A 14,656-nucleotide genomic window follows, 5' to 3' on the forward strand; every position below is an offset into this window, starting at 1 on the left:
TTGCGACCAGCGGCAAGGTGGCCGCTGCAACAGGGAGCAACCGGTGACAGGAGACGGCGCCCGCAATACGCGCAGCTTTGCGATCGTCCTGATCGTGCACCTCGCCGTGCTCGTGCTCTGGCAGGTCCTGGTCGACGCCTTCCACGTGCCGAAGTTCATCCTGCCCTCGCCGCTCGCGACGATCCAGACGCTGGGAACCGCGAGCTACGCCTGGGGCGCCAATACGCTGGTGACCGCGATCGAGATCCTCGGCGGCTTTGCGCTCGGCGCATTCGTCGGCGTCACGTTTGCCGTCATCTTCAGCTGGGCGCCGTTGCTCAGCCTCGTGCTGCTGCCGCTGTTCGTGACGCTGAACATGATTCCGAAGGTCGCGCTCGGCCCGCTCCTCATCGTCTGGTTCTCCTACGGCATCGTGCCGAACATCCTGATCGCCTTCAGCATCTGCTTCTTTCCGATCCTGCTCACCACCGCGCGCGGCTTGCGCGAGGTCGAGCCGGATCTGCTCGATCTCGTCAAATCGCTGCGCGGCTCGCGCTGGACGCTGTTCCGCAAGATCCAGCTGCCGGGATCGCTGCCATACATATTCTCCGGCATGAAGGTCGGCGCCATCCTCGCTGTCGCCGGCGCCATCGTCGGCGAGTTCATCGCCTCCGAGCGCGGGCTCGGCTACCTCATGATCCAGGTGCAGTCGTCGCTCGACACGCCCGCGATGGTGATGGCCGTCGTGCTGCTGACGCTGCTCGGCGTCGCGCTTTACGGCTTCGTGCTCGTCCTCGAACGCATGTTCGTGGTCGGTGACGCAACACCGACTTGAAACGGCAGAGCCAAGACCAAGGACCAAAACCATGCTCCTCACCCGCCAGACACTGCCGAAGACCATCCCTGATATCGCCGCGCTCGACGATCTCCTGTGCCGGCCGACGCAGGCTTTGATCGACGACCTCGCCAGGGTCGAAGGCGACATCATGATCCTAGGCGTCGCCGGCAAGATGGGGCCGACGCTGGCGGGGCTGGCCAAAGCCGCAGCGCCCGATCGCCGCGTCATTGGCGTCGCCCGCTTCAGCGACGCCGGCGTCAAGGACTGGCTGCACGCGCGTAGCGTCGAGACCATCAATTGCGACCTGATGGACGAGACCGCGATTCAGGCACTGCCGAAGGCGCCCAACATCATCTTCATGGCCGGCCGCAAATTCGGCGCGGAGGGCGATCTGTCGCTGACCTGGGCGATGAATGCGCACGTGCCGGCGCTGGTCGCGCAGGCCTTCCCGTCGTCGCGGATCGTGGCGTTCTCGACCGGCTGCATCTATCCCTTCGTTCCCGTCGACGGCAAAGGCTCGAGCGAGGACATGGCGCCGAACCCGCCCGGCGAGTACGCCCAATCCTGCGTCGGCCGCGAGCGCATGTTCGAGTATTTTTCGCGCAAGCTCGGAACGCCCGGGCGGCTGTTCCGCCTCAACTACGCGATCGACATGCGCTATGGCGTCCTCCACGACATCGCATTGAAAGTGCTCACGGGCACTCCGATCGATGTTAGCATCGGCCACGTCAATTTCATCTGGCAGGGCGATGCCTCGTCCCAGGCGCTGCGCTGTCTCGCGCATTGCACGGCGCCGACCTCGCCGATCAATGTCAGCGGCCACGAGATTTTGGCGGTGCGCGACCTCGCAGCACGATTCGGCGCCAGGTTCGGCCGCGCGCCGGTCCTGACAGGAAACGAACAGCCGACGGCATGGCTGACCGACACGTCCAAGGCAGTCGAGCTGTTCGGCCTGCCGGTCGTCGACACCGAGCAGCTGATCGCCTGGACCGCGGATTGGATCTCCCGCGCCATGCCGAGCCTCGGCAAGCCCACCAAATACGAGGTGCGCGATGGACGCTACTGACGCTCCGCGCGTCATCCGGCTTGGCGTCGAGGATGCTGCGGCAGGCCTCGCGCTCTCGACAGAGGCGCACTGGAACCAGAATGAAGACGACTGGCGCTTTTTCCTAAGCGACGGCATCGTGTTCGGCATCCGTGATGGCACGCAACTGGTCGCGACCGCGGCGCTCTTGCCCTACCCCGGCAACAACGCCTGGATCAGCATGGTGCTGGTGACGGCAAGCCACCGCCGGCGCGGTCTCGCCACGCGGCTCGTCGACGCCTGCCTGGCGACGGCAGGCAAACGCAACCTGACGAGCTGGCTCGACGCGACGCCGGATGGTGCCGCCGTCTATGGGCCGCTCGGGTTCACGCCGACCCTGCAGTTGCGCCGCCTCAGGCTGGTGAAATCCGCTTCAACGTCGGAGCAGGCACCTTCATCCGCGCCGCTCGACGCGCTCCGCGCGCGTGACCGGCGCGCTACGGGCCTCGATCGAACCGCCCTGCTCTCTGCCTTTGCGCAGCGGCCCGGCTCACGCATCGTCTCCGCGAGCGGCGCCATCGCGCTGGTTCGCGACGGACGCACGGCGCGCCATATCGGCCCGCTTTTTGCCGACGACGCCGCAGCCGCGCTGACCTTGGTCGATGCCATCGCGCGATCGGAAACCGGCCCGCTGCTGCTCGACGCCGTCGCGTCGCAACCTGGGTTCCCTGAAGGATTGACCGCATCGGGCTGGAGCATCGAACGTCCGTTCCAGCGCATGCGGTTCGGCCCCGCCACTGCCACAGGTGAAGAAATGCCATTCGCCGTCGCCGGCCCCGAATTCGGATAGGACATCATGCACCACAGCCAGATCAACAGCGAGATCCGCAAGCTGATCGCCGACGGCACCGTGCTGCCGGCGCATCCCCTCGCGCTCACCGCCGAACGCCAGCTCGACACAAAGCATCAGCGCGCGCTGACGCGCTATTACATCGACGCCGGCTCCGGCGGCCTTGCGGTCGGCGTGCACACCACGCAGTTTGCGATCCGCGATGTCGGCCTCTACCGTCCCGTGCTCGAACTCGCCGCCGAGACTGCGGCGAACTGGACCAAGCGTCCGCTGGCGCTGGTCGCGGGCCTCGCCGGTCCGACCAGGCAGGCCACCATCGAAGCCCGCACCGCGCGCGACATCGGCTACCACGCAGGGCTCCTCAGTCTCGCTGCGATGAAGGGCGCGTCGGAGGACGAGATCATCGCGCATTGCGCAGCGGTCGCTGCCGAAATTCCGCTGGTCGGCTTCTATCTTCAGCCGGCCGTCGGCGGCCTGGTCCTGTCGAGCCGGTTCTGGCAGCGTTTTGCCTCGATCGACAATGTCATCGCGATCAAGATCGCGCCCTTCAACCGCTACAGGACCCTTGATGTTCTGCGCGGCGTCGCGGCGGCCGGCGCGCTCGACCGCGTTGCGCTCTATACCGGCAATGACGACCACATCCTGCTCGATCTGATGCTGCCGTTCGACCTCCGTGACAACGGAATCACCACGCGCACTTATTTCAAGGGCGGACTGCTCGGCCACTGGTCGGTTTGGACCGCGAGCGCCATAAAACAGTTCGAGCGCTGCAGAGCGGCACGGCACAAGGACAGCGTCCCGGCCGATTTGCTCGCGCTCGATGCCCGCGTCACCGACTGCAACAGCGCATTCTTCGACGTCGCCAACAATTTTCACGGCTGCATCGCCGGCTGCCATGAGGTGCTGCGACGACAGAGCCTGATGCAGGGCCTGTGGTGCCTCGATCCGAACGAGGGCCTTAGCCACGGCCAGAAGGATGAGATCGACCGCGTCACTCGCGAGCATTCCGACCTCAGCGACGACGCGTTCGTGGCCGCAAACTTGAACAAATGGCTGGCATGAGCTCAAACCCCTTCATCAGCCTGCAAGGCGTCCGCAAGGTGTATCGCAGCGGCGGAGCCGAATTCCTGGCGGTGTCCGACGTCACCATGGACGTGCAGGAGGGTGAGCTTGTCTCGCTGGTCGGCCCATCCGGCTGCGGCAAGACCACGGTGATGAAGATTTTGGCCGGCCTGCACGACGCCGACGGCGGCACGGTGAAGATCGGCAATGCCAAAAGCCCGTTCGATCCGACCCGCGACATCGGCATGGTATTCCAGCAGGCGCTGCTGCTGAAATGGCGGACGATCCTGGACAACGTGCTGCTGCCGGCGGAGATCGTCGGCCTTCCCATCAAGGCCGCGCGCGAGCGGGCGCGCGATCTGCTCAATCTGGTGGGACTTGCCGGCTACGAGCAGAAATATCCGCGAGAGTTGTCCGGCGGCATGCAGCAGCGCACCGCCATCGCGCGCGCCTTCATTCACGACCCGAAACTGATCCTGATGGACGAGCCGTTCGGCGCGCTCGACGCCTTGACCCGCGAGCAGATGAACTTGGAGATGCTGCGGATCTGGCGCGAGAGCGGCAAGACCATCATCTTCATCACCCACTCGATCCAGGAGGCCGTGTTCCTGTCATCGCACTGCGCTGTGCTGACAGCAGGCCCGGCGAAGATGGCCGATTATTTCCCGATCGACCTGCCCTTCCCGCGTGACCTTCCGCTCAAGACGACGGACGCATTCGGCGCCTATGCACGGCGGATTTACGAGAAGCTCGGGCTGGGCGCGGCTTAATTTACCGCACGATAGATGCTGTAGGGTGGGCAAAGCGAAGCCTGCCCACCATGGCGAGTCAAGCAAGCAGTGGTGGGCACGGCGCAAGTGCGCCTTTGCCCACCCTACGGGAGTTTTGCGCACTCAAGCCTTGTTGCGCATCTTGCCGAGCAGATAATTGTCGTAAAAATTCTCCGCGATCTGCGTGTAGAACAGCAGCTCCTTCATATAGGCGTCGTGGCTTTCCTTGGTGCGCTTGAACAGGTCGCTCTTGGTGGCGAGCTCGTTCAGATGGTCCTGGGTCGCGGCATAACAGGCCTCCAGCACCGGCTGCGGAAACGCCTTCAGCTCCGCGCCATTGGCGATCAGCCGCTTCAGCGCCGCCGGATTCACGCTGTCGTATTTCTCGAGCATCCAGGCGCCCGCGGCCGACGCGGCCTGGTTGACGATCGACTGGTACTGCTTGGGCAACGACGCCCACTTCTCGTCGTTGACGATCATGTGCAGCATGGCGCCGCCCTCCCACCAGCCCGGGAAGTAGTAGTATTTGGCGACCTTCTGGAAGCCGAGCTTTTCGTCGTCATAGGGGCCGACGAATTCGACCGCGTCGATCGTGCCCTTCTCCAGCGCCGGATAGATATCGCCGCCCGCGATCTGTTGCGGCACCACGCCGAGCCGCGCCAGCACATGGCCGCCCATGCCGGCGATGCGGAATTTCAGGCCCTTGAGATCGTCGACGGTCTTGATCTCCTTGCGGAACCAGCCGCCCATCTGGGTGCCGGAATTGCCGCAGAGGATCGCATGCGCCTTGAACGGCTTCAGCGCCTCGTTGGTAAGGTCGGCGCCGCCGCCGAAATGCCACCAGGACTCCTGATGGCGATGGTTCATGCCGAATGGCGCGCCGGTCGCATAGGCCAGCGCCGGCTCCTTGCCGATGTAGAAATAGAGCGGGGTCTGCGCCATGTCGACAGAGGCTGTGCTGACCGCATCGAGCGCCTGCAGGCCGGGGACGAGCTCGCCGGCCGCAAAGGTCTGGATCTGGAATTTGTTGTCGGTGGCCTCGGCAACATATTTCGCAAAAGTCTGCGCGGTGCCGTAGATGGTGTCGAGCGACTTCGGGAAGCTCGACGTCAGGCGCCATTTGATCTCGGGCGCGCTCTGCGCAATCGCGGGTGCGGCAACCAGCGTCGTCGCGCCGGCGAGCGCGCCTCCCTTGAGAAATGTACGGCGTTTCATGATGGGTCTCTCCCTGAACTATGTTTCAACGTATCGGCTTGAGCGCGATCTTCGCAGACCATTGCCTGTCCCTATAGCGGAGTCCAAGCCGTGAGCGGTAGCCCGGATGGAGCGCAGCGCAATCCGGGAATCTCCCCAAATATTTGCCGTGTCGCTCTCAGAGCAGCTTGGCGCTGACAAACAGCGCGCGCACGGCGTTGGTCGCCTGCACGACGAGCATGGCGTTCTCGGCGGCGCCTTCGAGCGCTGCGACCGCGTCTTCATGCAACGAGCGGAATTCCATCCACTCGACCGATTTGAAGTTGGTGAGGAATTGATAGGCCTGGCCGACGGTCGCAATCGCCAGCGTGTCGCCGTTCAGCTTGATCTTGAACGTCGTGCGCAGCGGGGTCTCGGAATTTTGCGGATCACTCATGGGCTGCTTCTGGACGATGACGGCTTAACGAAGGGAAAACGGCAGCCCCGCCGTAGCAGGCAAATATCAGGCGCAGATATCAGGACTCAGTGCTCGCGCGCTGCGAGGCAGTCGCCGACGGGGTCAGCCGGGGCACCACGACCAGACGGTTGAACTCACCGTTGTCGTAGGCCTTCATGAATCGATCATAGTCCTTGATCGAAACGCAACCGTTGGAGTCGCCACGGGGCCCGAGCATGTAATTATGGGTGAGCAAGCCGACGCGGCCGAGCGCGCTGGTGCCCTCGGTGGGCGTCAAGCGCAGTGCGCGGACGCCGTGAAACAGTTTCTCGCGCGGCTTCAGGTCGTAGGTCGCGGGCGGGGTGGCGCCAACCATGCGCTGGTCGACGTGCTCCGGGTCGTCCATCAGCGCGCCCATGCCCGAATGCGCTTCCAGCGCGAGGCCGCTCGGCAGGTAAAGCGCCTTGGCCGAGATGTCGTAGACCGCGGTGCGCGAATCGTAACCGAGCGCGGCGAGATCGGGCGCCTTGCCGAACAGGCCGCTGTCGGGCGTCAGCGAGGCCAGCCTGATCTTGTCGGTGAATTTTTCGAAGAAGTTGCGGTTGTCGACCCGGGGGTTGGTCTCGGCATAGGCCTGGCTCGAGGCGATCTGGGCAGAGATGTCGGCTTGGGGCGGGCGCGAGCGCGGCATCGGGATCGCGTCAACACGCTGCGAAAGTCTCGCCTCTTCGGAAATGTGCCGGTCGTCGTCGGTCAGGGTCGAGCGCCAGTCGTCGCCCTGGAGCTTCTGGGCGAGCATCGCCTTGGCGTCGCGCAGCTTGAGCTGGACTGCACTCACTGCCGAGCGCTCCAGCGTCCGCAGGCCGAGCTCGCGGGCGGGCGGGCTGCCCGATGCCGAAGCGAAACGATCATCGAATGAAGGGGCATTGGCCGGCGGCAGTGCGGCGGTGACAAGCGAGGCCGAGCCGCCGATGTCCGCGACCCAGGCGGCGGCGCCCAGCGCCAGCGCGACGGCGGCCAGAGACAGCAATATCGTCTCGGCTCGCCCAATACGGCGGCGCGACAATAGCCTCTCGGCTTGTGCCCGGTCGGAAACCATCAGCTCCCCAAAATCGACCCCCGGGGGGACCCACCCCCACCCGGAGATTCTATACCAGCTACCACATTGGGAGCCAAAAGTTAGGCATAATCGGGGCCGGCAGGGGTCTGGCAAGGGTCTGGCAAGGCTCCGGCAAGCCATTCCGGGGTATCCCAAGGTATATTATGACTGATCCGTTCGATCTGGAACGCTTTGTCCGGGCCCAGGACCCGGTCTATGGCGACATCCAGGAGGAGCTGACCGGGGGCCGAAAGCAGAGCCACTGGATGTGGTTCGTCTTCCCCCAAATCGCCGGCCTCGGCTTCAGCGCCATGTCGCAGCGCTACGCCATCGCCTCCCGCGCCGAGGCCAGCGCCTACCTCGCCCACCCCATCCTCGGTCCGCGCCTGATCGAATGCACCCGCCTTGTGCTCGCTGTCGAAGGCCGGAGCATCAACGCCATCCTCGGCGCGCCCGATGACGCCAAATTCCGCTCGTCGATGACGCTGTTCGGCGCCGTGTCGGATGAGCCCGTTTTCGACGAGGCGCTCGCCCGGTATTTCTTGGGCGAGCGCGATCAGGCAACGCTCGATATCCTTGCGGCCCTCGACCGACGGCCCAAGTGGTCGCGGCCACCAGCGTAAACCCGGGATTAACATCGCCTGCCTATTGTCCGTGCAAATAGTTTCCCGCGCCAGTTGCCGGACAGAATCATGAAAATCGGTACGCTCCTGACCACCGCCATCGTTTCGCTCTCGACTGTGGGCGGCGGCCTCGCCGTCTACGTCGCCGTGACGAAATACCAGACGATGGAGCGGATCACCGAAGCTCAGGGGCGGCTGGCGATCGTCCGGGCCGTCAGCGACATCCCGCGCTACCTCAATCCCGAGCGCGGCTTTTCCACCAACATCCTGTATGGCCCTCCCGCCGTCGACCCGGCGCTGCTTGCCGAGCAGGGCAAGCTGCGAAAGCAGACCGATGCCGCCCGCGACACGATGAACGCGCTGCGCAAAGACCTGCCCGGCCCGTTTGACGACGGCAACACGACCGGCGGCAACATCGACGCCATCAACTCGAAGTTCACCGCACTGCGCGAGGCCATCGACAAGGCGATGTCGGGCCCGCCTGAGGCGCGCAAGGACGCTGCCAAGAAGATCGTTGCCGACAACGCCGTTCTTAACGCCGGCGTGACCGCGCTGCTCAACGAGCAGGTCCGCCGCATGGCGATCCTCAACGGCGATGCCTATCGGCAGGCCAGCTACGCCAACATCGCGATGACATTGCGCGACGTGGGCGGCTTCAACTCCAGCCTGCATAAGAATCTCGTCGGGGGCAAGAAGCCAGCGACCGACACCGAGAAGGCCGAGATCAGCCGCTCGCAGGGCCGCAACGATCAGATCGTGATGTCGCTGCTGGAGTTGCGTGGCAATCCCGCAACGCCGGCTAACGTCGCCGCGGCGCTGGAAAAATTCAACGCGATCTACATCGAAGAGTTCGGCCGCGAGCTCAAGCTGGTGAAGGAGGGTGCGGTCAGCGGCAAGTACGAACACGACATGGACACCTATTACACCGCCACGCAGCGCGGCCTCAGCACCATCATCGAGGTCCGCGACGCCTTCTACGACAACGCCGAACAGATTCTCGCCGGTGCTTCCACTGCGGCCCACACCAGCTTCACCATCGCACTCGCGGGCCTCCTCGCCGTGCTGATCGCCAGCGCCGGCCTCATCGTCACGGTCCGCCGCCGGGTCTGCGCTCCGATCGTCAACCTGACGACGCGGATGTCGCGGCTTGCCGACGGCGAGGTCGCGGAAGAGATTCCCGGCGCCGAGCGTTCCGACGAAATCGGCGCGATGGCCGCGGCTGTCCGGGTCTTCAAGGACAACATGATCCGGGCCGACAGCCTCGCGGCGGAGAAGCAGGCCGAGAACGACGGCAAGATGCGCCGCGCACAGGCGCTCGACGGGATCACCCGCGCGTTCGAAGCCAAGGTCACCGAGCTCGTCGGCGGACTGTCGAAAGCCTCCTCCACCATGGAAAGCACGGCGCAGTCGATGACCTCGACGGCGGCCCAGACCAACAGCCAGGCCGCGGTCGTCGCCGCCGCCTCGCAGCAGACATCGAGCAACGTGCAGACCGTCGCGAGCGCCACCGAAGAGCTGACCTCTTCGATCTCGGAGATCGGCCGTCAAGTGGCCCAATCCACTGAGATCGCGGCCCGCGCCGTCGACAACGCCCGCCGCACCGGCGACACCGCCCGCGCGCTGGCCGAGGGCGCGCAGAAGATCGGCGACGTCGTGACGCTGATCCAGAGCATCGCCGAGCAGACCAATTTGCTGGCGCTGAACGCGACCATCGAGGCCGCCCGCGCCGGCGAGGCCGGCCGCGGCTTTGCGGTGGTTGCTGCCGAGGTGAAATCGCTGGCGGGCCAGACCGCCAAGGCCACCACCGAAATTTCCGAGCAGATTTCGGCGATCCAGGCCGCGAGCGACGAGACCGTGACCGCGATCCGCAACGTCGCCGACGTGATCGGCGAGATCGACCAGATCGGCACCGCGATTGCGGCCGCGATCGAGGAACAGGGCTCGGCGACCAAGGAGATCGCCCGCAGCGTCCAGGAGGCCGCGCGCGGCACCCAGGAGGTCAACACCAACATATCGGGCGTGCAGCGCGCCGCCGACGACACCGGTACGGCCGCGCGGGAGGTGCTGGGCGCAGCCGAGCAGCTCTCGACCCAGTCACGCGATCTCGCCGGACAGTTCGACCGCTTCCTCGGTGAGGTCAGGTCGGCGTAAGCGCGGCAAACGCGCAGCTTCCTAGCCCGGATGGAGCGAAAGCGTAATCCGGGAATCGTGCCGCAAACACCGACGGCCCCGGATTGCGCTTCGCTCCATCCGGGCTACGGGACCGTCAATACGGGGCTGTCAATAAGGCGGCGCCTTGCGCGCCCGTTGCGCCTTGGCGGCCTCGATCCACCAGGCGAGATCGTCGGCGAAGCGCGGGAACGAGCGTTCCAGCGCCTTGCCGCCCTCGCCGATTGGCTCGCCCGCCTCCGACAGCGTCTGAGCGATCGGGCCGACGCCGATGGTGCTCGACACCACCACCATGCCCATCTCCGACAACGTGCCATGCCAGGCGGTCGAGGCGCGTGCGCCGGACAGGCGGCCGGCCGAGTAGCTCACGATCGCGGCTGGACGCCAGAACCACTCCTCGAGGAAGTGGTCGGTAAGATTCTTCAGGCCGGGCTGGATTCCCCAATTGTATTCGCCAGTGACGAACACGAAACCATCCGCGCCGCGGATATCTCCGGCCAGCTTCTCCAGCGCCTCGGGTGCGGTGCCCTTGGGATATTCCTTGTACATGCGATCGAGCATCGGCAGGCCGATCGCCTTGGCGTCGATCAACACGACGTCGTCGCCGCGGGCGCGCAGGCGATCGATGACGAAATTCGCAAGGCGGATGCCCATGCGGTCGGAACGGTAGGAACCGTAGAGGACGAGGATGCGATTGCTCATAACCGGTAGTATAGCACGGATCATCAGACCGGCCTCAACGTTTTGACGGCTAGGTTCGCCGTCCGCATTCAAGCGTTTGCGACGGTGTCTCGCCGAACTGGTCCCGATAGCTTCTGGAGAAGTCGCCGAGATGCCAGAAGCCGAACGCCAGCGCAACGGCCTTGACGCTGTCGGCACCGGCGAGCAGCCGCTGGCGCACCAGCCACAGCCGCCGCAGGCGCAAGTAGCGGTGCAGGCTCATGCCGCGATAGCGGCGGACGACGTCGTGCATGGTGCGAACGGACAGACCGAGCTTGCGCGCGATCTCGTCGCTGTAGATGGGCTGCGAGAGGTCGTCGGAAAGCAGCGCGCGGATGTCCTGAAAGACCTTGAAGTTGCGCTCGTCATTGGGGCGCAGGGTCCATCGCGCAGGAACGATGCTTTCGAAAACTGCGTCCACAGCGCCGAGCAGGGTCTCCTTCATGGCGGCCGCCTTCAGCGGCACGTCGGGCGCATCGACCGGCTCCGAAGCGGCTGCCAGCACCTCCCGAACCACACCGCGGAGCCGGTTCAAGCCCGCCGCGGTCGTTTCGAAGATGTTGAAGCAGAAGGCTGCTTGTGGCCAACCGCGATCCGTCACCTCCGGCCTGAACACCACCGAGGCGATTTGCCGCTGCACCTCCTCGATGGTGGTGTAAGCCGCGCCGCCATTGCCGATGACGATGACGGGTCGTGTGCGCTGCGTGCCGTTGAATCGAACCGGGACGTCCAAATCGTCCATCGTGAATCCGATCGCCGTACAATTCTCGACGAGCTGTGCGTCGACGACCCGCGGAAATGCCCGCGTCAGATTCACGTCGCAGCCGGGCAGCGACAGAATGGTCTGCTCGGCCGAAATCCTCCGTACGAAAGGCGTGAACTCGAAGTTCAGGCCTCGTATGGCACTTCGAAATTCATCGACGTCGGTGAAACGAAATACCTTCGGCGCCAGCGTCGGCGCATCATCACTTCTGTTCATGGCAATGTGACTTCGCATCGCAACACACGCGCGTCCGGCGACGATGCTGGCCCAACTTCCCCGTTCCGGTGTCCCCTTAAGTCTGAAAGAATCACTTCGAACTATGCTGACCAGTTGGCGAGCGTCGAAGTCCAAGGACAAGGCGACGCATCAAATCTCGCCAATTTTCGATAGCGTTTCCCGTGTGGCCTGCGGTGCACATATACCTAGACGAGCAAAATCCAAATTTCAAATTAACGTTTGTCGAGCGGAATAGGCGCAGTTCGATAGTCCAAATTAATTTTGAGTCAGGCCCCTGCCATGATGGCAAATTCGCCTGCTGATATTCTTGCTGAATTGGAAGAGACGGTCGCAACGTGCCCGGCGGAGCGTTGCGCACGCATTCTCTCCGGCATGGTGCAGTTGCTCATTGGCAGCCGCGACCAGTGCCGGGAATTGCTCAGCAACGTGGTCGACGGTGTTCTGCTGCGATTGACGGAACGGGTCGAGGCCAGCGCACTGGTCCAGCTCAGCACGGCGCTCGCTGAGCTTGACATCGCGCCTCCCGAAACATTGTGGCGTCTCGCCTCGCACGATAATCCGGACGTGGCATGTCCTGTGTTGCTCAAGTCGCGTGCACTTTCCGCAGCCGATCTCGAGGCTGTCATTGACTCCCGTGGCGAGTGGCATCGACGCGCGATCGCCGACCGCAGCGACATCGCGCCGGCCGTGACCGAGGCGTTGATCAAGCACGGCGGCCCGATCTGCCTTGCCCTGATCAAGAACCCGGGAGCGAAATTCTCCGACGCAGCCTATGCAGCGCTGATTGCCAAGGCCGACCAGGACGGCGAGATCACGAAGGCGCTGGTACTCCGGCCCGGCACGCCCGACCTGGTCGTGCGCAAGCTGCTCTCCGTCCCACCAATCCGGAAGGCACCGGCGACGCCCAACCCATCCGCCGCGGCGCCGGTGCCGGAAGCGGAGCCGGCTGCGCCAAAGCGGCCTTGCCGGGCCGACTACGCAAGCGCGAGGCCGGAGATCGTCGTCCTCAACCGAATCGGCAAGCTCAATGATTCCACGGTGAACCGTTTTGCGATCCGCGGCGAGACGGCCAACCTGTTCACGGCGCTGTCGGTGCTTTCAGGGGCGCCGCTTGAAATCATCGAGCATGTCGTGAGCGACGACGATTGCGAGGGGCTGGTCATGGCGTGCCGGGCTTCGCGGCTGAACTGGCAGACCACCCTTACCATCCTGAGCAACCGCAGCGGCAAAAGGCTCTCCTATGCCGAGCGCGAGCGCGCGCAACGGATCTTCGAGACGCTGCTTCTGTCCACCAGCCAATGGACAGTGCGATGGGGGGAAATAGCGGCAAGCGCCAACACGAGCGATCCGGCAAATCGCGGCGCGAAGATGGGGGTTGGCCGATGAAGTTCGACGGTCGCAAGGCGCAGCGCGTGAAAATGGATCACAAGCAGCCGGTCAATCTGATGGGCTCGGACGGCACGTGGCGGCGCAGTTGCGTTCTGCTCGACATATCGCAAAGCGGTGCGAAGATCGAAGTCGAGGGCACGCTCGACGTTCTGCGGGCCAAGGAATTCTTCCTGCTGCTGTCGTCGACGGGGCTCGCCTACCGGCGCTGCGAATTGGTCTGGATCGACGGCACCACGGCGGGCGTGCACTTCGTCACCGTAGACGGAAAGAGGAAACCGGCAGCCGCCGCCGCCGCCGCTGCCGCTCAGAGCAAATAGGCCCAAGGATTCATCGGTCACATCCACTCAGCATAATTCAGGTCAACCGTGCAGAGCGCGCGAATTATATCCCGCCCCGTCAAAGGCGACGGCGGCATCCGAGAGAAGGAAGCGGCACGCCCGTTCGTGCATGTGCTGGCTGATTCCTCAGACAAATTATCGAGCGTCTGTTCGATTCTCGAGCAGCAGTTTGCCGTCTCAGGCGAACGGCTCGACGCGGAAGCCAAGCTGTCCCAGGTGCCGTTCGCGATCGTCATCCGCGCGGAATTGCGTGACGTCCGCACCATTGCGGCCATCAAGAAACGAGCCGTAAAGCTCGCGAAGGCAACGAAGCGCATCTTCCTGGTCGAGCACTCCTCTCACATGAGTATTTCGCAGGCCTACGCGCTCGGGGCCACGCTCGTCCTTCCCGGAACGATCGACAAGATCAAGCTGCTGGCAGTGCTGGCGGAGCCCGCCGAAGTGGCGTCTGCTTTCTCAGGTCACGCGGCGCAGCCGGACAATGCAGTCGAGACCGCGGCGACCGCGATCGCATCGATGTTCACCTCGGTGACATCGGGCCAGCCGATCGACGTCAACGGCGCCAGAGAAGCCGGCCGCCAAATCGCCGATCGCATCAGCCAGCATGGCCTGTCGGAATGGCTCACGACGGTGCGGCGCCATCACGAGGGGACCTATCAGCATTGTCTCCTCGTCACCGGCGTCACCATCGACTTCGGCCTGAGCCTCGGCGTCGGCAGGCCCGATCTGGAGCGCCTGTATACGGCGGCCATGTTCCACGACATCGGCAAGGCCCGGATCCCTCTTGCCATCCTCGACAAGCCCGGCCGTCTCGATCCGGAGGAACGTGCCATGATCGAGACTCACCCGGCAGCGGGCTACGATTTTCTGAAAGACCACGACGATATCTCGCCGGAGATCCTCGATGCCGTGCGGCATCATCACGAATATCTCGACGGCAGCGGCTATCCGGATGCGCTCGGGGCCGAGAGCATTGGCGATATCGTGCGGATTCTCACGATCTCGGACATCTTCGCGGCCCTGATAGAGTATCGGCACTACAAGCCGACGCTGCCACGCGGCGAGGCCTATGACATCCTATGCGGGATGAGCGGAAAGTTGGAGAAGGCACTGCTGATCGCGTTCAGGCAGGTCGCGCTCACGCGATAAGCGCGTCACACCCGTC

15 protein-coding genes are annotated in these 14,656 nt (G+C 64.4%); 10 read left to right on the plus strand and 5 right to left on the minus strand.

Annotation, left to right across the window (positions count from 1 at the left end; translation table 11 throughout):
- The first annotated feature begins 43 nt into the window (after positions 1-43).
- Genes AC0L3P_RS06325 through AC0L3P_RS06345 form a run of 5 tightly spaced genes read left to right on the plus strand, consistent with a single transcriptional unit; the run spans position 44 to position 4,523 of the window.
- Complete coding sequence (locus AC0L3P_RS06325; protein ID WP_275171845.1) at positions 44-814, plus strand: ABC transporter permease; 771 nt, start codon at positions 44-46, stop codon at positions 812-814.
- Positions 815-845: 31 nt separating this feature from the next.
- A complete protein-coding gene (locus tag AC0L3P_RS06330) occupies positions 846-1,883 on the plus strand; it encodes an NAD-dependent epimerase/dehydratase family protein (protein WP_473301322.1) in 1,038 nt (345 codons plus the stop codon).
- Positions 1,870-2,691, plus strand: a complete 822-nt coding sequence (locus AC0L3P_RS06335) for a GNAT family N-acetyltransferase (protein ID WP_275171843.1) — start codon at positions 1,870-1,872, stop codon at positions 2,689-2,691. The genes AC0L3P_RS06330 and AC0L3P_RS06335 overlap by 14 nt, the downstream gene beginning before the upstream one ends.
- Positions 2,692-2,697: 6 nt before the next feature.
- On the plus strand, positions 2,698-3,753 hold the full coding sequence (locus AC0L3P_RS06340; protein WP_275171842.1) for a dihydrodipicolinate synthase family protein: 1,056 nt from the start codon (positions 2,698-2,700) through the stop codon (positions 3,751-3,753).
- A complete protein-coding gene (locus AC0L3P_RS06345; protein WP_275171841.1) occupies positions 3,741-4,523 on the plus strand; it encodes an ABC transporter ATP-binding protein in 783 nt (260 codons plus the stop codon). The genes AC0L3P_RS06340 and AC0L3P_RS06345 overlap by 13 nt, the downstream gene beginning before the upstream one ends.
- 123 nt (positions 4,524-4,646) lie before the next feature.
- On the opposite strand, the gene AC0L3P_RS06350 is transcribed toward AC0L3P_RS06345, so the two are convergent.
- The 3 genes from AC0L3P_RS06350 to AC0L3P_RS06360 all read right to left on the minus strand — a co-directional run bounded on the left by AC0L3P_RS06350 (position 4,647) and on the right by AC0L3P_RS06360 (position 7,183).
- Positions 4,647-5,738 (minus strand): TRAP transporter substrate-binding protein, encoded by a 1,092-nt coding sequence (locus tag AC0L3P_RS06350; RefSeq protein WP_473301323.1) that lies wholly within the window; start codon positions 5,736-5,738, stop codon positions 4,647-4,649.
- A 157-nt stretch (positions 5,739-5,895) separates the two neighbouring features.
- Entirely contained in the window at positions 5,896-6,153 is a 258-nt protein-coding gene (locus tag AC0L3P_RS06355) for a hypothetical protein (protein ID WP_275171839.1), read from the minus strand.
- Positions 6,154-6,232: 79 nt separating this feature from the next.
- The gene (locus AC0L3P_RS06360) at positions 6,233-7,183 is read right to left on the minus strand and encodes a DUF2778 domain-containing protein (protein ID WP_473301324.1); all 951 of its coding nucleotides are present in this window, start codon (positions 7,181-7,183) and stop codon (positions 6,233-6,235) included.
- A gap of 233 nt (positions 7,184-7,416) precedes the next feature.
- Here AC0L3P_RS06360 and AC0L3P_RS06365 point away from each other — a divergent pair, with 233 nt between their 5' ends.
- Together AC0L3P_RS06365 and AC0L3P_RS06370 are read left to right on the plus strand one after the other, a co-directional pair.
- Positions 7,417-7,875, plus strand: coding sequence for a DUF1810 domain-containing protein (locus AC0L3P_RS06365; RefSeq protein ID WP_473301325.1), 459 nt, complete (start codon positions 7,417-7,419; stop codon positions 7,873-7,875).
- Between the two features lie 69 nt (positions 7,876-7,944).
- Positions 7,945-10,026 carry a methyl-accepting chemotaxis protein gene (locus tag AC0L3P_RS06370; RefSeq protein ID WP_354054966.1) on the plus strand — a complete coding sequence of 694 codons (2,082 nt, stop codon included), beginning with the start codon at positions 7,945-7,947 and terminating at the stop codon, positions 10,024-10,026.
- Between the two features lie 129 nt (positions 10,027-10,155).
- Here AC0L3P_RS06370 and AC0L3P_RS06375 read toward each other — a convergent pair whose 3' ends face one another.
- Positions 10,156-10,746 carry an NADPH-dependent FMN reductase gene (locus AC0L3P_RS06375; RefSeq protein WP_354203826.1) on the minus strand — a complete coding sequence of 197 codons (591 nt, stop codon included), beginning with the start codon at positions 10,744-10,746 and terminating at the stop codon, positions 10,156-10,158.
- A gap of 49 nt (positions 10,747-10,795) precedes the next feature.
- Positions 10,796-11,743: an AraC family transcriptional regulator gene (locus AC0L3P_RS06380; protein WP_354054970.1), complete on the minus strand. Its 948-nt coding sequence runs from the start codon at positions 11,741-11,743 to the stop codon at positions 10,796-10,798.
- A gap of 300 nt (positions 11,744-12,043) precedes the next feature.
- Between AC0L3P_RS06380 and AC0L3P_RS06385 the strand changes: the two genes are divergently transcribed.
- Genes AC0L3P_RS06385 through AC0L3P_RS06395 form a run of 3 tightly spaced genes read left to right on the plus strand, consistent with a single transcriptional unit; the run spans position 12,044 to position 14,640 of the window.
- Positions 12,044-13,150 (plus strand): DUF2336 domain-containing protein, encoded by a 1,107-nt coding sequence (locus AC0L3P_RS06385; protein WP_354054972.1) that lies wholly within the window; start codon positions 12,044-12,046, stop codon positions 13,148-13,150.
- Positions 13,147-13,470 carry a PilZ domain-containing protein gene (locus tag AC0L3P_RS06390; protein ID WP_275171833.1) on the plus strand — a complete coding sequence of 108 codons (324 nt, stop codon included), beginning with the start codon at positions 13,147-13,149 and terminating at the stop codon, positions 13,468-13,470. The genes AC0L3P_RS06385 and AC0L3P_RS06390 overlap by 4 nt, the downstream gene beginning before the upstream one ends.
- Before the next feature lie 48 nt (positions 13,471-13,518).
- On the plus strand, positions 13,519-14,640 hold the full coding sequence (locus AC0L3P_RS06395; protein WP_473301326.1) for an HD-GYP domain-containing protein: 1,122 nt from the start codon (positions 13,519-13,521) through the stop codon (positions 14,638-14,640).
- Positions 14,641-14,656: the final 16 nt, after the last annotated feature.

Source organism: Bradyrhizobium sp. WSM4874, from assembly GCF_055811835.1.